General features: G+C 68.2%; 17 protein-coding genes. 7 read left to right on the forward strand and 10 right to left on the reverse strand.

The window, feature by feature from the left end; all coding sequences use genetic code 11:
- Window positions 1-22 precede the first annotated feature (22 nt).
- Window positions 23-1291 carry an MFS transporter gene (locus OZ403_RS19820; RefSeq protein ID WP_442929593.1) on the forward strand — a complete coding sequence of 423 codons (1269 nt, stop codon included), beginning with the start codon at window positions 23-25 and terminating at the stop codon, window positions 1289-1291.
- Window positions 1292-1304: 13 nt separating this feature from the next.
- On the opposite strand, the gene OZ403_RS19825 is transcribed toward OZ403_RS19820, so the two are convergent.
- On the reverse strand, window positions 1305-1499 hold the full coding sequence (locus tag OZ403_RS19825; protein ID WP_140796509.1) for a hypothetical protein: 195 nt from the start codon (window positions 1497-1499) through the stop codon (window positions 1305-1307).
- Between the two features lie 351 nt (window positions 1500-1850).
- Between OZ403_RS19825 and OZ403_RS19830 the strand changes: the two genes are divergently transcribed.
- The 3 genes from OZ403_RS19830 to OZ403_RS19840 all read left to right on the forward strand — a co-directional run bounded on the left by OZ403_RS19830 (window position 1851) and on the right by OZ403_RS19840 (window position 4687).
- Entirely contained in the window at window positions 1851-2849 is a 999-nt protein-coding gene (locus tag OZ403_RS19830; RefSeq protein WP_140792005.1) for a bile acid:sodium symporter family protein, read from the forward strand.
- 126 nt (window positions 2850-2975) lie between these two features.
- Window positions 2976-3530 (forward strand): DUF2378 family protein, encoded by a 555-nt coding sequence (locus tag OZ403_RS19835; RefSeq protein ID WP_237078400.1) that lies wholly within the window; start codon window positions 2976-2978, stop codon window positions 3528-3530.
- A gap of 80 nt (window positions 3531-3610) precedes the next feature.
- On the forward strand, window positions 3611-4687 hold the full coding sequence (locus OZ403_RS19840; protein ID WP_268781462.1) for a hypothetical protein: 1077 nt from the start codon (window positions 3611-3613) through the stop codon (window positions 4685-4687).
- A 30-nt stretch (window positions 4688-4717) separates the two neighbouring features.
- Here the strand turns inward: OZ403_RS19840 and OZ403_RS19845 are convergent, their stop codons facing one another.
- From OZ403_RS19845 to OZ403_RS19860, 4 genes are all read right to left on the reverse strand, one after another.
- Complete coding sequence (locus tag OZ403_RS19845; RefSeq protein ID WP_140792011.1) at window positions 4718-5761, reverse strand: alpha/beta fold hydrolase; 1044 nt, start codon at window positions 5759-5761, stop codon at window positions 4718-4720.
- Entirely contained in the window at window positions 5758-7329 is a 1572-nt protein-coding gene (locus OZ403_RS19850) for a GMC family oxidoreductase N-terminal domain-containing protein (RefSeq protein WP_268781463.1), read from the reverse strand. Before OZ403_RS19850 ends, OZ403_RS19845 begins: the two co-directional genes overlap by 4 nt.
- A gap of 12 nt (window positions 7330-7341) precedes the next feature.
- A complete protein-coding gene (locus OZ403_RS19855) occupies window positions 7342-9705 on the reverse strand; it encodes a GMC oxidoreductase (protein WP_268781464.1) in 2364 nt (787 codons plus the stop codon).
- Window positions 9706-9856: 151 nt separating this feature from the next.
- A complete protein-coding gene (locus tag OZ403_RS19860; protein ID WP_268781465.1) occupies window positions 9857-11332 on the reverse strand; it encodes an ELWxxDGT repeat protein in 1476 nt (491 codons plus the stop codon).
- A gap of 314 nt (window positions 11333-11646) precedes the next feature.
- Here OZ403_RS19860 and gspG point away from each other — a divergent pair, with 314 nt between their 5' ends.
- Entirely contained in the window at window positions 11647-12099 is a 453-nt protein-coding gene (gene gspG / locus OZ403_RS19865) for a type II secretion system major pseudopilin GspG (protein ID WP_140855082.1), read from the forward strand.
- 18 nt (window positions 12100-12117) lie between these two features.
- Here the strand turns inward: gspG and OZ403_RS19870 are convergent, their stop codons facing one another.
- The 5 genes from OZ403_RS19870 to tesB form a co-directional block, all read right to left on the reverse strand.
- The gene (locus OZ403_RS19870) at window positions 12118-12819 is read right to left on the reverse strand and encodes a glutamine amidotransferase-related protein (protein WP_268781466.1); all 702 of its coding nucleotides are present in this window, start codon (window positions 12817-12819) and stop codon (window positions 12118-12120) included.
- Window positions 12820-12859: 40 nt separating this feature from the next.
- Window positions 12860-13138 (reverse strand): hypothetical protein, encoded by a 279-nt coding sequence (locus tag OZ403_RS19875; RefSeq protein ID WP_237078401.1) that lies wholly within the window; start codon window positions 13136-13138, stop codon window positions 12860-12862.
- An 85-nt stretch (window positions 13139-13223) separates the two neighbouring features.
- Window positions 13224-15263: a DUF1592 domain-containing protein gene (locus tag OZ403_RS19880; protein ID WP_140855085.1), complete on the reverse strand. Its 2040-nt coding sequence runs from the start codon at window positions 15261-15263 to the stop codon at window positions 13224-13226.
- Window positions 15264-15276: 13 nt separating this feature from the next.
- Entirely contained in the window at window positions 15277-16671 is a 1395-nt protein-coding gene (locus tag OZ403_RS19885; RefSeq protein WP_268781467.1) for a DUF1552 domain-containing protein, read from the reverse strand.
- A 159-nt stretch (window positions 16672-16830) separates the two neighbouring features.
- A complete protein-coding gene (gene tesB, locus OZ403_RS19890) occupies window positions 16831-17700 on the reverse strand; it encodes an acyl-CoA thioesterase II (protein WP_140798545.1) in 870 nt (289 codons plus the stop codon).
- Between the two features lie 266 nt (window positions 17701-17966).
- On the opposite strand from tesB, the gene OZ403_RS19895 reads away from it, so the two are divergent.
- A complete protein-coding gene (locus OZ403_RS19895) occupies window positions 17967-18890 on the forward strand; it encodes a bile acid:sodium symporter family protein (protein ID WP_140792027.1) in 924 nt (307 codons plus the stop codon).
- Window positions 18887-19864, forward strand: coding sequence for a hypothetical protein (locus OZ403_RS19900; protein ID WP_140792029.1), 978 nt, complete (start codon window positions 18887-18889; stop codon window positions 19862-19864). Before OZ403_RS19895 ends, OZ403_RS19900 begins: the two co-directional genes overlap by 4 nt.
- The last annotated feature ends 46 nt before the right edge of the window (window positions 19865-19910 follow it).

The raw sequence follows: 19910 nt of genomic DNA on the forward strand, positions 1-19910 counted from the left end.
CGTGGATTACAGCGCCGCGAGCATGACTCATCAGGCTGCGGCTTCCGGGCTCTCCATCTTCCATCATCGAGACTTCCGCTTCTATCTGCTGGCGCGCCTGTGCGCGGTGCTGGCCGTCCAGATTGAGTCGGTGGCCATTGGCTGGCAGGTCTACGAGCTCACGGGCAGCGCGCTCGCGCTCGGATACACGGGTCTGGCGCAGTTCGTGCCGTTCCTGTCGCTGTGTCTGGTGGGCGGCCAGGTGGCGGACCGCGTGGACCGGCGGACCATCCTGGCGGTGTGCCAGACGGTGATGCTGGTCTGCAGCCTGCTGCTGCTCGCCTTCACCTTGGGCCATATCCGCGACGTGCGCTTCGTCTATGGCGTCCTGGTGCTCTTCGGCGCGGCGCGCGCGTTCCATGCCCCGGCGGGCTCCGCGCTCACCCCGCATCTGGTGCCGCCCGAGCACCTGACCCGCGCCGTGGCCATCAACTCCACCACGTGGCAGGTGGCCACCATTGGCGGCCCGGCCGTGGGCGGCATCCTCTATGGCTGGGCCGGCGCCACGGGGGCCTACACGGCCTCCGCGATGTTGTGCGCCCTCTCCGTCATCTGGATTCTCGTCCTCAAGGTGCGCACCGGGCGAGCGTCCGCCGAGCCGCTCTCCCTGTCGACCCTGGTCGCGGGGCTCGGCTTCGTTCGACGGCAGCGCCTGCTGCTGGGCAGCATCACCCTGGACCTGTTCGCCGTGCTCTTCGGTGGCGCGGTGGCGCTCCTGCCCATCTACGCGCGGGACATCCTGCACACGGGGCCATGGGGCCTGGGGCTGCTGCGCTGTGCACCCGCGTTCGGCGCAGCGGTGGTGGCCGTCTTCCTGGCGATGCGGCCCATGGGCGGCAACACCGGCCGGAAGATGTTCATCGCGGTCGCCATCTTCGGCGCGGCCACGCTCGTCTTCGGGATGAGCCGCTCGTTGCCCCTGTCGCTGGCGGCGCTGGCGATAGCGGGCGCCGCGGACATGATCAGCGTCGTGGTCCGACACACGCTGGAGTTGATGGCCACCCCGGACGACATGCGAGGCCGCGTGGGCGCGGTAAACATGATGTGCATTGGCGCCTCCAACGAGCTGGGCGAGTTCCGCGCGGGCGGGTTCGCCGAGTACGTGGGCGCCGTACCCGCGGTGGTCGCGGGCGCGGTGGGCACGCTGGCGGTGGTTGCGCTCTGGGCGTGGGCCTTTCCCGAGCTGCGGCGGGTGGACCGCCTGGAGTCCTTCGCGAGGACGAAGGAGCCTCCAGCGGCACCCGCGAGTTGATGTCCCGCGAGACTCAGGCCTGCGCGCCGTCGTAGCTGACGCGCAGGCCGCGATGGGTCACGGTGATGAGGGGCCGACCCAGCCAGCCACAATGGCGGCACACGGCGCTGGGACCGGAGGCGGTGACGCGCACGGGCAGGTCCGCCGCGCAGACGGGGCACCCCTCGGGAAGCGTGTAGTCACGCGAGGTTGCGTTCACTTCGGTCATGTATTTCAGGTAACGCAGTCGCGCGTCGCCGCAAGCAGCCGGCCAGACACGCTGACGTGCAGCCGGACCTGGGTACGGCTGACAGGCCGCTGGGTTCAAGCCGCGTCCAGCCCCGGCCACCCCGTCGAGGTCCGCCAGCAGCTCCCGCACTCCCTGCGCCGTGAGGGCTTCCGCCACCGCGAGGCCGATTCCGTGAGCCGCACCCGTGACCAGCGCGCACCGACATGAATGTCGATTCATGTTTATATCGATATGGTGGAGCATGGCGCTGGCGTCGGCAATGTCACCACCTGCCCGCCCCGCGCACTCCTCGGTGGAGGTCCGCCGCGGCCCGGAGTAAGGGGGGCAAACATGCCCCTTCGCCTCGTGAAACGACTTGCCCGGGACTGGTTCCTGCTGGGGATGTTCGCCGCCGTCATCCTGGCCGCGCTCTTCCCGGAGTTCGGCGCGTCGGGCGGACCGATGCACGCGGACGTCGTCGCCGACGTGGGCATCTTCATGGTGTTCCTGCTCCACGGCCTGGGCCTGCCCGCGGCCCAGCTCCGCGCGGGCGTGGTGACGTGGCGAGTCCACGTGGTGGTCCAGGCCTTCACATTCGTTGTGTTTCCGCTGCTGTGGTGGCTGGGCGACGTGCTGGTGGGCCGCTGGCTGCCGGCGGACCTGTCGATGGGGCTGCTCTATCTCTGCGCGGTGCCGTCGACCATCTCCTCCTCGGTCGCGATGACGGGCGTCGCCCGGGGCAACGTGCCCGCCGCCATCTTCAACGCCAGCCTGTCGAGTCTGCTGGGCATCGTGCTGACGCCGCTCATCATCGGCCTGTTCGCCAGCGCCACCGGGCAGTCCCTATCCATGGGCCAGGCCGTCCTCAAGCTGTCGACACTCCTGCTGCTTCCCCTGGCACTGGGACAGTTGCTGCGCCCGCTGGTGGGCGGCTGGTTCGCGCGCTACCGGCCCTATACGAATGCCTTCGACCGGGTGATGATCCTGGTCCTCGTCTATTCGTCGTTCTGTGACTCGATTGCCTCGGGCCTGTTCTCTGACTACGGCGCGGAGGTGCTGGGCCTGGCCTTCGTGGGCGCGGTGCTCATCCTGGCCATCGTGCTGATGCTGACCACGCGGACGGCTCGGGCGCTGGGCTTCTCCAAGGAGGACGAAATCACGGTGGTCTTCTGTGGGTCGAAGAAGACACTGGCCTCAGGTGTGCCCATGGCGCGGCTGCTCTTCGGCGCCAATCCCGCCCTGGGACTCATCGTCCTACCGTTGATGTTCTATCACCAGGTCCAGCTCCTGGTGTGCTCGCTCCTGGCGGAACGCTATGCGAAGCGCCCGGCGGGACAACCTGCCGCGTAGGCCTCGGCGCGCATCCCCGGCGGACCGGCACTGTGATAGGTGCGCCAACCACGTATGTCAGCGCCGCACAGAACGTCAGGGGCCTGGCTTGACCCGGCCGGTACAGCTCGGGCTGGAATGCACCCCATGGCCGAACGACTCGTCTTCCCGCCCATCGTGGAAGGGCTCTTCGTTCGGGGTCTGTCCGGACGGGTGACGCCCCTGCTCAAAGAGCAGCTGCGAAGCGAGGGACTGGACCTGGACCGGCCGCTGCTCCCCGCGTACTCCCTGGAGTCGTGGATTCGCTGCGTCACGCTGACAGCGAAGGCGCTGCACCCCCACGAGCCCGACGAGGTGGCGTGGCGGATGCTCGGCGAGCGGATGATTGACGGTTACCGCGACACGCTGATGGGCCGCGCGCTGCTCGGGGTGATGAAGCTGCTGGGGCCCAGGCGGATGCTGTCGAAGGCACAGCACGGATTCCGGACGAGCAACAACTACACCGAGGTCCGCATCACGGAGACGGGACCGACGGAGGCCGAGGTCTGGCTCAACGAGCCCGGAATGCTGCGCTACTTCAAGCAGGGCGTCATGCTCGCCATGTCCCGGGCCGCCGGTGGCGTGGCCGCGTCGGTGGATGTCCGCACCTTCGACGAACACTGCGTCACGTACCGCGTCTCCTGGAAGGACTCGAGCCGCTGAGGCGGCTTGCCCTGGGGGCCGCCCCTCTGCGACCGTAGTCCAGCGATGGCGCCCTGGCGCCGTTGGTGAGGGGGGACGATATGCCGTCGAGCGAGCGCGCCAATCTTCCGCGCTGGAAGGGGCAGCAAGGCTTCTTCGAAATCTGGTTCCTGTGTGTGCTCGACCCTGGAGGCGAGCGCGCCTGGTGGTTCCGCTACACGCTCTTCACCCCCGCGCCAGGAGCCCCCGGTGAGCCACGCGCCATGCTGTGGGCGGCGGCCTTCGACTGCGCCACCGCCACGCCCGCGCTGGGACTCAAGGCCATCCATCCCCTCTCCCGCTTCTCCGCCAACACCTCGGGCCGCTTTGGCATCCAGATTGGTGACGCGGAGCTGGCGCCGGGCCGGTGCCACGGCCGCGTCGCCTCGGGAGGCCATTCCATCGAATGGGATTTGCGCTACACGCCGGAGTCCGCGGAGGCGGTGAGACGCGCTCCTCGGGGCGCCGACCTGCTGCCACTCACGACGCACGTGGCCCATGCCCATGACGACATCGCCTTCACCGGCGCCGTCACCGTGGATGGGCACCGGTATGACGTCCAGGGCGCGCCGGGGCTCCAGAAGCACCTGTGGGGACATCGTCGGCTGGAGGAGTTGACGTGGCTCTACGTGCCGCGCTTCCAGGAGGATCTGGAGGCCCGCCTGGAGGTGTTGTCCGTGCGCTCCCGCCAGCATCCGCTCAGTCCAAGACTGTCGCCCATCTACCTGCGCACCGCGCGGCGGGAACACCGGTTCCACGAAGCCCCGGACATGCTGTTCACGCGCCTGCAGTCGCCTCAGCCGGGTGAGCTGTGCTTCCAGTCCCGCTCGGCCACCGTGGCCGTGAAGGGCCGCGCGTGGTGCGATCCCAAGACGCTGGTGGGCTACGTCTACCGGGACCCGACGGGCTGGGACGTCCACGTGGCCCAGAGCGACGTGGCCACCTGTGAGCTGGAGCGTTTCACCCGCCCCCATCCCTTCGTGGCCTGGAGACCGGACGGACGGCTCACGTCCACCGTGGGCGCCCTGGAGTTCCACGCGCCCGAGCCCCTGGAGGGCGTGCGCTACATCGGATGGGACGAGACGTCTGTCTCGGATGCACCGGGCGAGGCACCGCCCTCGGTGGCCGAAGGCGCGTAGCGGCGCGAGTGCTCATGGCGCCGTATCCGGTCAGGCCATGGCCTCCAGCGCGCCGCGTATCACCGGATACGTATCCTGCGACGCAGTGCTTCCCATGAAGGTGTCCAGGTGGCCGTACCCCGCCAGGACCTTCCGCTGGTAGTACGACGCACCATTCTCTTCACGCAGCCACTCATAGGTGAGCTCCGTGGACGCGGGCATGTATGTGCCGTTCTGTTCTCCGGACACGAAGGTGATGGGACGCTTCAGGTGCTCCGCGCGCAGGTATGACGGCGGCCGCTCCCGGCCATAACGCCGGAGGTTCTCCTCCCGGCCATGGTCGAAGCCCACCGCGTATCCCGAGCGCGCCATCTGCGCCAGGTGGCGGAACGTCAGCATGTTGCAGGGACCGAACTGCTCGTCGAGCCGGTCATGCGTCTCCCGGTTGATGCGCGCGTGCCGGAAGAGCTGCCCGTACATGAACGTCAACCGGCGGCAGACGGTGCTGTCGCATTCATGGCGGAACAGGTCCACGAAGGTGCCGAAGGCCGCCTGGAACAAAGGACTGCTCGGGTCCTCGTCCGGCGTCAGGTAGTCGCGGGTGATGTCCAGCACGTCCGGCAGCCGCAGCATCGCCTTGACCTGTGTCGAGGGCGGGACGATGTGGTGCAGCGCCACCTGTGATGCGACCACGCTCTGGACGTCCGGCAGCAGCCCCGCCGCCATCGCCATGAAGAACGTCGCCGAGCCCGCGCAGTGCACCACCGCCTGCACGGAGTCCGCGCCGGTGTGCTCTCGGACCTGCCGGACGGCGGCGGGCATGTCGTGGCGGGCGGCGTCATCCAACGTGAACTGCCGCAGCGGCAGCTCCACGCTGGCGCGCCAGTCCAGCAGCCAGGTGTCGTAGCCGTGGCGCACCAGATGCTGCACGAAGTTCTCCTGCACCGTGGGCAGCATGAACATGCCGCTCCACACCCCCGCGCCGTGGACGAGGAGGACAGGCCCCTTCGCGCCGCCCTGGTAACGCGTGAGCTGCAACGGAACGCCGTCGCCCGCGGGAAAGTCGTGCCTTTCGGCGGAAGGAAGCGTGTTCATGAAGCGCTCCTCGAATGGGATGAGAATCCGTGCACCACGGCCTCGGCGATGCGCTCGGCCACGGCACTGATGGTCATCACCGGGTGGAAGCCGATGGCTGTCGGGATGACGGAGCCGTCCGCCACGTGCAGCCTGGGATAGTGGAAGACCTCTCCCTCGGTGGACACCACGCCGCGCTCGGGAGCTTCCGCCAGATGGGCACCGCCAAGCGAATGCACCGTGAAAGGCCGCTTGAAGAGCTGCCAGGTGACCAGCGGCGCGAAGGTGGCGCCGTACTGGGCCGCCAGGTCTTGCATCGCGTCCGTCATCCGCCGCACCAACTCCGCGTTCTCCCCGGCGAAGTCCCACGACACGTCGAGCTGCCCGTCATCGAGGTGCATCCGTCCGTTGGCGTTGTCCTGGCCGATGCCAAACAGGTTGGATGTGCGCGCCGCATCCACGTCGGTACGCATGGGCCGGCTCATCAGGCCCTTCTTGAGCGCCGCGTGAACGGCTGGGCCCAGGCAGGTCCATAACGGTGCCCCCAGGCCCTGGAGCCGTCCGAGGTTCGGCTGCCCCAGGCCCGCGAGGACTTCCATGGCGGGCTGGTTGAACGTGGCCGTCACCAGCGTGAAGCGCGGCTGCCGGTCGGTGAAGCGCATCACGGTGGACACGTCGGGCCCCACCCAGGGCTGGATGTCCTCGCGCGCGCCCTGCATCGACGCCAGGAAGTCCCCGTTGCCCGAGTAGCCATGGCCCAGCCGCCGGCTCACCCGAGGCAGCGTCCGCGCGACGTCCCGGCTGCGCAGCAATATCTCCACCGTGCCCAGCGTCCCCGCGGCCAGCACCACCCGCGAGCCCTCCACGGCGTGCCGCTCCCCCGACACCAGGTCCTGGCAGTGGACGCGGTAGCCCTCCCGCAGCGGCTCCACGTGGGAGACGAGCGTACGGGCCAGGACCAGCGCCCCCAGCGCCTCCGCCCGCGCCAGGTACGTCAGGTCCATGGTGTTCTTCGCGCCGTGCTGGCAGCCGAACTCGCACTCGGCGCAGAGCTGGCACACGCGCCGGCCCGGTCCCGGCGGCTCCGAGAAGGCCACGGCCACGGGCGGGTCGAACGTCTCGCGCCCCATGCCCCGGGCCGCACGCTGGAAGAGGTCGCGCTTGCGCAGCGGAATCGAGGGCGGCACCGGATTCAACCGCAGTTCCCGCGCCACCTTGTCAAAGTAAGGCTCCAGCGAGTCCCGGCGGTACGTCCGGGGCCAGCGCGGGTCTTCGAACACCTCGGCGTCCGGCCGCATGTGGACGTTGGCGTAGATGAGCGAGCCGCCGCCGACGCCGCTGGCCGTCACCGTGCCGATGCCGGACAGGAAGCGCACGTCATAGAGGCCCTGCGCCTTGCGCCGCGTGGCATGGCGCCAGAGCACCTCGTCCGTTCGCGTCACGTCCCGGGGAAAGTCACCGGGCCGGTAACGCTTGCCGCGCTCCAGGACCAGCACGGACTTGCCCGCCTGGGCCAGGCGCAGCGCGCTGATGGAGCCCCCAAAGCCAGAGCCCACGACGACCACGTCGTACCGCGATGCCTTCGCCACGATGCGCCTCTCTTATTCCAGCTTGGTTCGCGCGAAGACGTCCCAGAGGTTGCCCATGAACATGCTCCCAAAACGCTTCAGGGCCTGGGCCTTCGCCAGCGGTGACGTCGTTCCCAGCACGGCGAAGGTCGTGAGCTGCTGCAGGAAGTCCGGCATGCCCAGACGGATGATGCCGCTGGCCACCGCGGGCGCATGCCGGTCGCTACCCCGGCGGATGACGGTGTAGAGCGTGGACGTGTCCGACCACATGTCGAAGCCGTCGTCGTCCCGGACATGCTTGTAGCCATCCAGCAGGTACTGCTGGCCGTCCATTCCGGTGAAGGGCAGCAGGTAGAGCATCCGCCGCTCGTAGTAGCTGTCCGTGTCCACGAAGAGATTGAAGACGCCGTGGTCCACCTTCGCTCCGCCAGGAGGCGTGAGGCCGTGGACGTGGACGGTGCCTTGCGCGATGCCTGAATGGGCCTTCTCCGCGAGGAAGCGGTCCAGGTTGGGCAAGGTGATGGTGAGGATGAACTCGGCCACCCTGCCCTCTGACTTGCCCTCCTCCTCGGCGCCCGCGTAATCCGTGTCCGGTAGGTGGCCGTGGTTGATGAAGCCGCGCATCCGCTCGGTGAAGCGCAGCCCCACCACGGGCGTTGGCGACAACACCGTGCCTCCCTCTGGAATCACCACGCTCCGCATCGGATCCTCTCTTGGCACCACCCGCGTGGGTGCCACACTCGTGCTCATCCGCATCGACGCGCGGAACGGTTCCGCCGCCGCCCGGCCCGAAGCTGTTCCGGCCCGCTCAGGGGCGGTCCAGGTGGGGTGCCCCAGCACTTGCCGGATGGCGGCCTCGACGTTGCGCTCCGCCACCGCGGCGATGGTGGATGACGGGTTCACCCCGGTGCTCGCGGGCAGCGCGGCGCCATCCAGCACGTACAGCCCAGGGTGGCCGTGCACCTCACCGTCCGGGGTCAGCACACCGTAGGCCGGCTCCTCCGCCATGGTGCAGCCGCCCAGGTTGTGGACGGACACGGGGATGTGAAGCCGATCCCACAGGGGGTTGAAGACGGCGCGCGCCCCGAGCGCCCGAGCGATGTCCTGGCAGAGCTGCTCCTGTGTCCGGTACAGCGGCAGGTTGGAAGGCACGTCCCAGCGCACCTCCATGTCCCGAGTCAAAGGCCGCAGCGCGAGCCGACCGTTGGAACGGTCCCTTCCCATGGCCAGGAACACGGCCTGGAAGCGCCCGCGCTCCTTGCCCATGACGGTTTCAGGCTTGGAGCGCCGACGTAGGGCGCGGACCAACTGCTTCTGGAGCAGGTCCGCGGGGACACGGAAGTCCCGGCCCATGTCCAGCACCTGAAGCAGCCCCGCCGCCTGCCCGGGGTGCCCGCCCTCCTGGAAGAGGAACCACGTCTTGTCCGGGCCCTGCCCCTGGTCCACCACCAGGCTGGTGGTGATGGTGGGGCCCTCGGACGGGTCCCACACCTCGCGCGTCTCGAAGGCGAAGGCCAGGAAGTCGCCGTTGGCTGAATAGCGGCACCCGAGCCTGTCGCTGATGCGCGGGAGCGTGCCCCACTGGTCGCGGCAGCGCAGCAGCAGCTCCGTGGTGTTCACCGTGCCGGCGCACAGGAACACGCGGCGGGCCTCCACGGTGCGCTCGGCGCCGCCCGCGACATGGTCGGTATAGGTGACGCGATAGCCCGCGGGAGACAGCGGTTCGATTCGCGTGGCCTCCGCCTGGGTGGTCATCTCCGCGCCCTGCTGTTCGGCGACGGCCAGGTAGTTGAGGTCCAGCGTGTTCTTCGCGCGGACGTTGCAGCCGATGTCGCATTCGCCGCAGTAGTTGCATCCCTCCTGGGCGACGCCGAACTTGTTTGGCATCGGCTCGCCAGCGGGGGCGAAGCGCACGGCGAGGTCCGGATAGAAGAACTGCTGCTCACGGCCCAGTTTGCGCGCGACGTCCCGCATCCGCTTCGTCTTGGTGGGCAGGCCACGCGCGGACGCGGTGATGGGCTGGAGATCCAGCATGTACGCGACCAGGTCGTAGTACGGATCCAACGCGGCGCGGCTGTAGCCCTCCGGCCAGTCGGTGTCGAAGGTCTCCGCGGGCGGGCGCAGGTGGACGTTGGCGTAGATGAGCGAGCCGCCGCCGTAGCCCGCGGCCTGGACAATGCTCATCCCCGGCAGCAGCTTCACGTCGAAGAGGCCCTGGCCGTACCGCCACAGCCAGCCGTTGAGCGGGTTGCTCAAGTCGCGGGGAAAGCTCCCCTTCGGGTAGCGCAGGCCCCGCTCCAGGACGCGCACGGTCAGGCCCGCCTGTGCCAGCCGGCAAGCCGCCACCGCTCCCCCAAAGCCGGTGCCAATGACCAGCGCGTCGTACGTCGGCGCCATGTTCCCCCTCGTCGAGACCTGTCCCCGCGGCAGGTTTCAACTGACACCTTATTAACGCGCGAGGGTCTGATCCTTCGACCTCCACCCATCCGGGGAACCCAACCCCTTGGAATCGTTGTTACCAAAAGGGGCTGGGCGTGGGCGCCGAAGCTCAGTAGGCGTGGTGCTGCTTGCACTCCCCCTTCGGACGGAACGGCAAGGCCCACAGCTCGCGTCCAGTCTTCCCGTCATCCGCCGAGAAGAACACGTCCCAGCCTGAGCGCACGAAGTCGCGCGGCGACGATGAAGCGCTCCCGTGCGCCAGACCTCGCAGCGCCTTCGTGCCCGAACGGGTGCCATCGCTCACCCAGGGCTCGTGCCCATGCACCCCATCGCTCGCGGAGAAGAACAGCGTGCCTTCAATGGAGGCCAGCGCTTCGGGATCCGATGAGCCACCACCGGGCGCCAGATCCTTGAAGAGCCTGGTCCCCGAACCGGTGCCGTTGCTCACCCAGAGTTCACGTCCCTCTCCGGAGCCATCATTCGCGGCGAAGAAGACTCGCGACTTCAGAACCGCCAGAGAGCTCGGTGAGGAGCTCATGGGCCCTGGCCAGATGTCCTTCACCAGCTTCGTGCTTGAGGTCGAGCCGTTGCTGCTCCAGAGCTCCTCACCCTCTGGCTCACCTGCCCCGGCGCTGAAGACGACACGCGAGCCCAGTGCGACCAGGTCGTGCGGATACTCTCCGTAGAAGTACCGTAACTGTTGCGTGTTCGAGGCGGCCCCATCCGTCTTCCACAAGCTGGCTTCGCCCTCGTCGTTATCCACGAGGAAATAGAGGCGCGACTTCACGGCCAGGAAGTTGAAGAGAACGTTGTCGTCCGCCCGAGTGAGGACGGAAATGGCGCCCGGCACTCCAGCGCTACGCCAGAGATGAATCTCATCGCTCCAAGGGCCCCGCTGGGACGCGACGAAATAGAAGGCCTCGTTACCCACGCGAACGAGACTTCGCGGGGAGGAGCTAGCGGGTCCGGGCTCGATGTCCTCGACGAGGTACGTCCCCGCGTCTGTTCCATCACTGCGCCACAGCTCGCGTCCGTGCACGCCGTCGTTCGCGCCGAAGTATAGGACACCACCGAACTCAACCAGCACGGGCTCGCGCAGCCAGTGGAAGTAGTCCGGACGGCGAATCCCATCCTCCGGCCCCGGGTAGATGTCCTTCACCAGGTACGTGCCGGCCGACGTCCCGTCGGTCACCCACAACTCGTAGCCGTGGACGCCGTCATCAGCGGCGAAGAACACCCGGTTCCCCACCCGAGTGAGATTCGAAATCTCCGCCCCTGCCAGCCCTGGGTAGATGTCCTTCACCAACGACGTGCCGCTGCCCTCCGTTCCGCTGCTTCGCCACAACTCGCGTCCATGCACCCCGTCGTCCGCCGTGAAGAAGAGGACTCGGTCGCCGTGGATCAGATCGGCCGGATTGGACCCCACGGGGCCAGGGTAGATGTCCGCCAATCGAACGGCCTCCTTCCCGCACAGCTCCCACTTCTGACTCAAGGCGGACTCCTGACTCGTGAAGTCGACATCATCGACTTCGGTGCCACAACCCGCGGCGCCCAGGAGAATGAGTAGTGGAAGATGGGGCTTCATGACGGCCTCCGTTGAGGGCGCGGTCCATCCGCGCCGAATCCGGAGGGTGAGAGTCTTGCGTACCCGCATCCACCTGCGCAGGGGTGGCACGCAGCGGGCGGAAAGCGACAGTCGCTCACGCGGAGCGGGCGGAGACAGCGGCGCGTCCGGTCAGGCACGGCGACTGCACTGACGAACGTCCGCGCCTGGCGTCGAAGTCCTGGTCCAGGCGCACGCAACCCGCGGCATGTGCAACGCCCTTGCGCCGGCAGACATGACGACACGTCGGGCACGCACGCGCCGGACACAACGTCACACGAGGTCACAACTCAAAGATGAATCCAACCCAGCAGAAGCTGAACGCTCGGCGTCGTCACGCTCGCGGATTTACGCTGATTGAAATCATGGTCGTCATCACCATCCTCGGACTCATCGCCGCGGCGGTGGGCGTCTCCGTGATGTCGAACCTGGAGGAGGCCAAGCAGAAGACCGCCGCCCTGGACATCAAGACATTGGAGACGGGGCTCAAGCTCCACTACATGAAGACCGGCAGCTTCCCGGAGACCCAGGCCGGCCTGGAAGAACTCCTCCAGGCGCGCTCGCTGGAGCGACTGCCCAAGGACCCGTGGAACCGCGACTACGTGTACATGAATGAGGGCGGCAGCCCTGTCATCCTGTCGTACGGCGCGGACGGTGTCCCAGGGGGCGACGGCAGCGACGCGGACATCTCCTCCCAGGTGGCGTCACCGTCCGCGAGCGCGGCCCGCCGCCCCAAGGGGCTCCGTTAGTCCGAGCCCTCGAGCACGTCAGCGGCCCGCCGCCACGCGCGCGAAGTGGTGCGCGAGGCGGTGCAGCACCTCCGTGTTGTCGGCCTCGGCCGCCTTGAGCTTGGGCAGCTGCGCCTTCAGCTCTTGGGGGTTCTTCCCGCGTTGCTGGAGGCTGTCCGCCTCGAGGTCAATCCATCGCCCCAGCTCGCTGGCGGTCAGCTCCAGGTGGAACTGGAAGCCGTAGGACGCACCCAGCCGGAAGGCCTGCTGGGTGTACCGGTCCGTGGACGCCAGCAGCGTGGCGTCCGGGACGGGCGCATATGAGTCACCGTGCCAGTGCGCCACCACCGTGCGCGGACGGGCCCCGGACAGCACGGGGTCCTTCTGCGCCTCCGGCGTCCATCGCACCGGACCCACGCCCACCTCGAAGCCATTCTTCCCGGGGAACACGTCCGCGCCCGCCGCCGCCGCGAGCATCTGGGCGCCCAGGCAGAAGCCCAGGCACGGGCGCTCGTAGGCGAGCCGCTCCATGAGGATGCCCAGCTCTTGCCGCAGGAAGGGATGCTGCTCGGATTCGTAGACGGCCATGCGGCCGCCCATGACGACCAACAGCTCCGCGTCCACGTCCTCCCGGCGCACGGCGCGGAAGCGGTTCACCAGCGTGAAGCCCGCCTCCTGCAACACCGGCCCCAGCAGGCCGGGCCCTTCGTGCTCCTCGTGCTGGAACACCACCGCGCGCATCGTAGTCACCTCCAAAGCCGCGGGCGCCCTGCCCGCCGGCTCAATCGTATGCGCACGACGTGCAGATGTTGAGGCAGGTCCCCACCTGCTCTCTGTATTCCTTCACACACTCCTGGTTGGAGGCGCAGTTCACGTCGCTCGTACATCCGGGCACGCACGAGCTGAAGGTGGCGTCCGCGCAGTACTGCCCCGGCTGGCAGGGGTCATCGCCCATGAACTCTCCGCACTCGGTGTACCCCTGCTGGAGGGGCGCCATGACACAGGCGCTGGTTCCCAGGGCAAGCACGGAGAGGACGGCGGGCCAGAGGCGGGTACGCATCGAAAGACCTTTCGGGAGCAAGCGGAGGATGTCCGCTTGCTCTCGACGGCCGTCCGAGCGCCGTATTCACGGCCCGTGCGTCGTTCTACTTCGCGGCCGGCACCGGGCAGCGGTTGCGGAAGCTGTCGCTGAGGGCCACGGCCACCAGCAGCTCGGGGAGCCGGTGTCCACCCGCCGAGAAGCGCGTGTCCACGTAGCGCACGGTGGCCTCGTCCTCGTCCGTCAGCGCGCGGCCCAAGCCATAGGCCAGCGCCTGCCGCGTCATGCACGTCGCGAAGGCGGGGTCGCCCTTGAGGATGGTCGCCAGCTCACGCGGGCCCTGGAATGACACGCCCTTGAAGTTGCCCGTGGCGTCTACCGGTGAGCCGTTGTCCGTCTCCCGCCAGGCCCCGGCCGCGTCGTAGTTCTCCAGGCCGAAACCGATGGGGTCCAGCGTGTCGTGGCAGCCCGCGCAGGCGGGGTTGGCGCGATGCAGCTCGGTGATCTGCCGCAGCGTGGAGCCCGGCGGAACCTGCGTGGGCAGCGCCTCCACGCCCGGAGGCGGCGGAGGAGGCTCCTGGCACAGCAGCTTGCCCAGCACCCACTTGCCGCGAAGCACCGGCGACGTGCGCGTGGCCAGCGACGCCTGCGCCAGCACACCCGCCTGGCCCAGCACACCGCCTCGCCGTCCGTCGCCCGTGCTCACGCGCGTGACGGAGGCGGAGCCCGGCCGAGGCAGGCCGTAGTAATCCGCGAGCCGGTCGTTGACGTAGGTGAAGTCCGCGTCCAGCAGTTCCAGCGCGCTGCGGTCCTCGTTGAGGAAGGCGCGGAAGAAGCTCTCCCCTTCCTCTCGCATGGCGCGCTTGAGCTCGGAGTCCATGCCGGGGAACAGCGTCGGGTCCGCGGTGATGCCGTCCACCTTCCGCAGGCCCAGCCACTGGCCGGCGAAGTTCTGCACCAGCGCCTCGGACCGAGGGTCCTTCAGCATCCGGCGTACCTGCGCTTCCAGCACCTCCGGGTCGGACAGCCGGCCCGCGTCCGCCAGTGACGTCAGCTCCGCGTCAGGCTGGCTGCTCCAGAGGAAGTACGACAGGCGCGATGCCAGCTCGCGCGCGGACAGCTCACTCTTGCCCGTCCCAGGCGCCTGCGTCTCCACTACCTGAAAGAGGAAGTGCGGCGACAGCAGCACCGAACGGAACGCGAACTTCGCCGCCAGTTCGAAGCCGTCCCCCGACTCCCGCACGAGCGTGTAGACGCTCATCAACTCCGCGACCTCGTCCGGCTTCGCGGGACGCCGCCAGGCGCGGTTCGCCAGCGACTCCACCATCTGCCGGGCACATGCTTCTTCCCCGGTGGCGGCCGGTTCGCACACGCGCAGGTGGCGCTGGGTGGCTGCCGACGTGGGCGCGGGAGAGCGGACCTCCATCCAATCCAGCAGGAGGTTGCGGTCCGTGGACGTGTCCGGGTCGTAGATGTCGTTGGTGAAGCGCACTGTGAAGCGCTTCTGTCCCGGCGAGTCCACCCGCACCGGCTTCGTGTACACCGTGGGCGTGGTGGCCGGCACGTCGAGCGACGCCACCACGACGCCATCCAGCAACCACTGCATCCGCACCGGGTCCGGCGGCGCCTGCGTGCCCCACGCGCGCACGGAGAGCTGGTACTCGCCGGCTTGCGCGAAGGTGAAGGTGGCGGAGAGGTCGCCGTTGGACCACAGATTCCACACGGTGCCGTTCTGCTCACTGGCACCCGTGGTGGCGCTGGCGGACTCGGCCTCGATGCGAACGGTGCCACCACCGGCGCTGGCCGCGCCGTCCCGGGCCCAGGCCTGGTCGATGAGGCGGCCCGCGGTGGCCTCATAGGCCTCCACTAGCGCGGGGGACACGCCCAGCAGGCTGGCCTCGTTGTCGAAGCCGTGGCCCGTGGGGTCCGCCGGGAAGGTCGTCGCGGGCCGGCCCGTCTCGCCGAGCAAGTCCCTCACGGTGTTGTCGTACTCCGCGCGGTTCAGCCGGCGCAGCGAATGCGCGCCATCCGAGCAGTTCTGCGCGGCGACGACGGGCTTGGGGTCCTGGGTGCGCGCGACGGGAAGTTCGTCCGAGCACGCGGTGAGCAGCAGCGGGATGCCGAAGAGCAGTGAACGGGTCTTCATGTGCGGTCTCCCCTCACGCCAGTCCGGCCAGCGGTCCCTGTGCCAGCGGTCCGAAGGTGCCTCGTGGAATCTCGAAGGCCTGGAGGATGGAGAGCAGCACGTCTCCACACCGCTTGCCCTGTGCCCGCATGTGCCGGCCTGGCCGGATGGCACCGCCCGCGCGCCCCGCGAGCAGGACCGGCATGTCGTAGTGGTTGTGCCAGTCGCTGTGCGAGATGTCGCTCGAGTAGAACACCGCCACGTTGTCGAGCAGCGTGCCCTCCCCCTCCGGCACCGCCTTCAGCCGCTGCACCAGGTGCGCGAAGCGGGCCACCTGCCACCGGTCGATCTCCACCTTGGCCGCCAGCTTCACCGGGTCGTTGCCGTGGTGAGAGGCATCGCCATGGTGGGAGAAGGCCCGGCCGTTGACGGTGAACATCATCGGGCTGACGCACATGCCGAGCATCAACGTGGCGACGCGGGTGGCGTCGCACTCGAAGGACTTCACGATGAGGTCGCACATCAGGTTGGCGTAGGCCGTGCCATCCATGGGGATGCCCACGGGCCGCGCGCCCGTGGTGCACGCGGCGGCCGGGGCACCCTGCTCGGCCTTCTGGATGGCGACTTCGATTTCGCGGATGCCCGTGAGGTACTCGTCCAGCCGGAGCTTGTCCGCCTGGCCCAGCTTCGTCTGAAGCGCTTTCGCCTGGCCCGTCATCCGGTCGAGCACGCTGCGCCGGTACATCCAGAGGCGCCGCTCCGCCTCCGTGGGGCCTTCGGCCTGAAGCGAACCGAAGAGGCGGTCGAAGATGACGCGTGGGTTGTAGACGTTGGGCAGCCGCTGGCCGCGGGAGAACGTCGCCATGCAGTGGTCCTCACCGCTGCAATGGTCCTGCGTGTCGTCATAGGACGACGTCTTCGGGTCGATGAAGCCGTCCCCGTTCGCGTCGCGGTAACCCGGGTTGTAGTAGCCGTTGTTCTCCACGCTCAGCGTGAGCGCCGGCACGCGCACCTGGGCCGACGTGGCGCGCGCAATCACCTGATCGATGGAGTCCGTGTTGCCCGCGACGATGCGCTCGGACGCGGTGAGCATCATCCAGAAGCCGCCTTCGTGCGTGCGCTCGTAGTAGTCCCACGCGCCCAGCCGCATGCCGCTCAGCACCAGGACGTCATCCTTCACCGGGGCCAGCGGGGACAGCGTGGGCGTCAGCGCGTAGTTCGCGCCTTCGGTCGTCGGGAACCATTGGTCCGGGACGACGCCCGCGGAGTGGAACATGCCCACGAAGCGCAGCGGCGGCTTCGCACCGGACGCTTGCGCGCGTGCCATCGAGGGAGCCATGGCCTCCAGCCAGGGCAATGCGAGCGCCGCTCCCGCGGCCCCCCGTAGCAGGCTGCGTCGCGACAGCTCCCAGGTTCTCGATTTCGGCACGGGGGGATCCTTGTTGTCTGAGCCACTGTCTTGCTCAGCAACGAGGGTGCCACCCCTGAAAGCACCAGGAATTCCGGAGAGTTGCAGCCCTCGTGGATTCCCGAGTGCGCGGCGGGGGGCTCGACCCCACACGCGGGTGTGGGGTGTCGCCCCCGTTTCTCAGGCCTTGGGCTTGCGGATGCGCAGCAGCCCTTCCTGAGCCACCGAGGCCACCAGCCGGCCGTCACGCGTGTAGACGCTGCCGCGCGACAGGCCGCGCGCGTTGCCCGCCCACGGGCTGTCCATGGAGTACAGCATCCAGTCGCTCACCTTCAGGTCCCCGTGGAACCACAGGGCATGATCCAGGCTGGCGCCCTGGATGCGGGGCTGGAAGAAGCTGGCCGCGTGGGGCAGGAGCGCGGTGCCGATGAGGTTGAAGTCGGACGCGTAGGCCAGCACGTACCGGTGCACCTGCGGATCCTCCGGCAGGTCGCCGTTGGCTCGGAACCACACGTGCTTGATGGGCGCCTTCGCCTCCGGATTGAACGGATCCTCCGGCGCCACGGGCCGGATCTCAATCGGCTTCTCCCCCAGGAACTTCTCCCGCAGGGCTTCCGGGATGCGCTCGGACAGGCGGCTCAGCAGCTCCTGCTCCGTGGCCAGTCCCTCCGGGCCCGGCACCTCCGGCATGGGCGCCTGGTGGGCAAAGCCCTCTTCGTCCCCGTGGAAGGAGGCGATCATCGTCAGGATGGGCTCGCCCTTCTGCACGGCCACGACGCGGCGCGTGGTGATGCTGCCGCCGTCCCGCACCCTGTCCACCGTGTAGACGACTGGAAGCGTCGCGTCGCCCGGGCGCAGGAAGTAGCCGTGCAGGGAGTGGACATGGCGGCCGGCGGGCACCGTCTGGCTGCCCGCGGACAGCGCCTGCCCCAGCACCTGGCCGCCGAAGAGCTGGCGGAACCCCAGGTCTTGACTCCGGCCACGAAACAGATTTTCCTCGATTTTCTCCAGTTTAAGGAGCGACAACAGCTCATCCAGGACTCGGCTCATGGCCCCTGTCGTAATCGACCCGTGCACCGGTGTCTCGGGAAGTGGCGCCCTGTCCATGCTCCCTCGCCGGGTCCCGCCCGACCGCGAAGCCGTGTCGGTTCACGATGAGAATAGACGGCTCATGCGCAGCGCCGCAGTGCATCAATGACATACGGCGTCATGGGTTGCCTCCACTTTTAGCAACCTTTGAGAGCGGAGACGCTTGAAGCGCCCCGCCCTCTTGCGCGACGCTAATGCTCAACGCTGGACACTCCATCGGGGGGCGAATGCAGTCGAATGTATTCACGGCGGTACTCATGCCGCTGGCGCTGGCCGTCATCATGCTCGGGCTTGGCCTGACGCTGACGCTGGCGGACTTCAAGCGGGTCATTGTCTATCCGCGCGCCATCCTGGTGGGCCTCGGCTGCCAGATGTTGGTGTTGCCGGTGGCGTGCCTGCTCATCGCCCACGCCTTCAGTCTGCCGCCGGAGCTGGCGGTGGGACTGATGCTGCTGGCGGCGTCCCCTGGCGGCGCGACGGCGAACCTCTTCAGCCACCTGGCCCGCGGTGACGTGGCGCTCAACATCACGCTGACGGCGGTGAACAGCGCGCTGTCGCTCGTCACGTTGCCGCTCATCATCAACCTGTCGCTCGCGCACTTCATGGACGAGGGCCGCGCGGTCCCCATGCAGTTCGCGAAGATCGTGCAGGTGGTGTTCATCGTGCTGGGGCCGGTGAGCCTGGGCATGTTCATCCGCTCGCGCAGCGCGGCCGTCGCGCAGCGCATGGACAAGCCCATTCGCATCCTGTCCACCCTCTTCCTCGTCGCGGTGATTGCAGCGTCCGTGTACACGGAGCGCGCGAATGCGCTCAGCTTCTTCCGCCAGGTGGGCCCGGCGGCGCTGGCCTTCAACCTGGTGAGCCTCGCGGTGGGCTACTTCGTGCCCATCCTGCTGCGCCTGCCCCGGCGGCAGGCTGTTGCCATTGGAATGGAGATTGGCATTCACAACGGAATGCTTGCGATTGCCATCGCGCTCAGCCCGACGCTGCTGGCGAACTCGACCATGGCCATTCCCCCGGCCATCTACAGCCTCATCATGTACTTCACCGCGGCGGCCTTCGGCTTCTATGTCAGCCGGCGCTACGCGGATGAGCAGAACCCCGCCGTACACCGCACCCCCACGTCACTCCCCGAGAAGGTGTCTCGATGACGCTGCGTCGACCGCTGTCCGTGCTTTCCCTGTCACTTTGCCTGGGATTCTCCGCACCAGCCGCCGCCGAAGAGCCCGAAGCCGCTGCCCTGCCGTCGACTCCGCAGACAGCCCCCAAGCCCACGGACGCACCCACGGCCCCCACGCTCCCGCCGCTGGGGCCCGACACCCGTCTGTATTTCGCCAACATCAACTTCCTGCGTTGGAACCCGCTGGGCATGGAGACCCAGAACCGGCTCATCCTCCAGAAGCGGATGTTCGACGGCGAGTCCATGTTGACGCGCGACAACTTCGTCAACGGCGCGTTCGCCATCAAGGCCAACCCGGCCTCGGTGAAGATTGGCCCCGTCTTCGAGATTCAGCCGCTGGCCATCTTCAACCTGCGGGCGACCTATGAGTACGTCCGGTACTTCGGCACCTTCGGGTTCCTCCAGTCGTACAACAACCCGATGCTGGACTTCTCCGACGACGCGCGCGACCTGACGGAGGGGGACGCGTACAGCACCTCCGGTCACCACTACATGGTGGAGCCCACGCTCCAGGCGCGCTTTGGCTCGTTCGTGGTGCGGAGCAAGGCGTCCATCGAGTACTGGAACGTGGCGCTGCGCGAGGGCAACGGTGCGTCCTTCTACGACGCGCTGCTGGACACGCTCATCCCCGGCCGGGGCTGGGTGTTCACCAATGACACCGACCTGATGATGCTGACGACGCCGCAGCTCACGCTGGGGGCCCGCTTCAGCGGTGTGTGGCCGCGCTACCAGGATGGCTCGGGTGGAGCGCAGAACGTGGACAACAGCCACACGCGCATCGGCCCCATGATGGCGTACGCCCTGAACACGCGCGAGGGCTCGTCGTTCAACCGGCCGACGATCCTGCTGAACTTCGCGTGGTACCTGAACCACCCGAACCGTGGCGGCGCCCTGCCCTACATGATGGGCGCCTTCGCCTTCACGTCCGACTTCCTGGGCGGCTAGGCGGAGGACTTCCGCCGGGCGTCACGTCTTGGAGACGCCCGGCGTT

Origin of the sequence: Myxococcus sp. NMCA1, assembly GCF_026810205.1 — a bacterium.
Taxonomy (GTDB): Bacteria; Myxococcota; Myxococcia; order Myxococcales; family Myxococcaceae; genus Myxococcus; species Myxococcus xanthus_A.

Excerpts from the sequence above, each read along its gene's own strand:
- OZ403_RS19820 (WP_442929593.1), top strand. The coding sequence starts at position 23 with ATGACTCATCAGGCTGCGGCTTCCGGGCTCTCCATCTTCCATCATCGA.
- OZ403_RS19825 (WP_140796509.1), bottom strand. The coding sequence starts at position 1,499 with ATGACCGAAGTGAACGCAACCTCGCGTGACTACACGCTTCCCGAGGGG.
- OZ403_RS19830 (WP_140792005.1), top strand. The coding sequence starts at position 1,851 with ATGCCCCTTCGCCTCGTGAAACGACTTGCCCGGGACTGGTTCCTGCTG.
- OZ403_RS19835 (WP_237078400.1), top strand. The coding sequence starts at position 2,976 with ATGGCCGAACGACTCGTCTTCCCGCCCATCGTGGAAGGGCTCTTCGTT.
- OZ403_RS19840 (WP_268781462.1), top strand. The coding sequence starts at position 3,611 with ATGCCGTCGAGCGAGCGCGCCAATCTTCCGCGCTGGAAGGGGCAGCAA.
- OZ403_RS19845 (WP_140792011.1), bottom strand. The coding sequence starts at position 5,761 with ATGAACACGCTTCCTTCCGCCGAAAGGCACGACTTTCCCGCGGGCGAC.
- OZ403_RS19855 (WP_268781464.1), bottom strand. The coding sequence starts at position 9,705 with ATGGCGCCGACGTACGACGCGCTGGTCATTGGCACCGGCTTTGGGGGA.
- OZ403_RS19860 (WP_268781465.1), bottom strand. The coding sequence starts at position 11,332 with ATGAAGCCCCATCTTCCACTACTCATTCTCCTGGGCGCCGCGGGTTGT.
- gspG (WP_140855082.1), top strand. The coding sequence starts at position 11,647 with ATGAATCCAACCCAGCAGAAGCTGAACGCTCGGCGTCGTCACGCTCGC.
- OZ403_RS19870 (WP_268781466.1), bottom strand. The coding sequence starts at position 12,819 with ATGCGCGCGGTGGTGTTCCAGCACGAGGAGCACGAAGGGCCCGGCCTG.
- OZ403_RS19875 (WP_237078401.1), bottom strand. The coding sequence starts at position 13,138 with ATGCGTACCCGCCTCTGGCCCGCCGTCCTCTCCGTGCTTGCCCTGGGA.
- OZ403_RS19880 (WP_140855085.1), bottom strand. The coding sequence starts at position 15,263 with ATGAAGACCCGTTCACTGCTCTTCGGCATCCCGCTGCTGCTCACCGCG.
- tesB (WP_140798545.1), bottom strand. The coding sequence starts at position 17,700 with ATGAGCCGAGTCCTGGATGAGCTGTTGTCGCTCCTTAAACTGGAGAAA.
- OZ403_RS19895 (WP_140792027.1), top strand. The coding sequence starts at position 17,967 with ATGCAGTCGAATGTATTCACGGCGGTACTCATGCCGCTGGCGCTGGCC.
- OZ403_RS19900 (WP_140792029.1), top strand. The coding sequence starts at position 18,887 with ATGACGCTGCGTCGACCGCTGTCCGTGCTTTCCCTGTCACTTTGCCTG.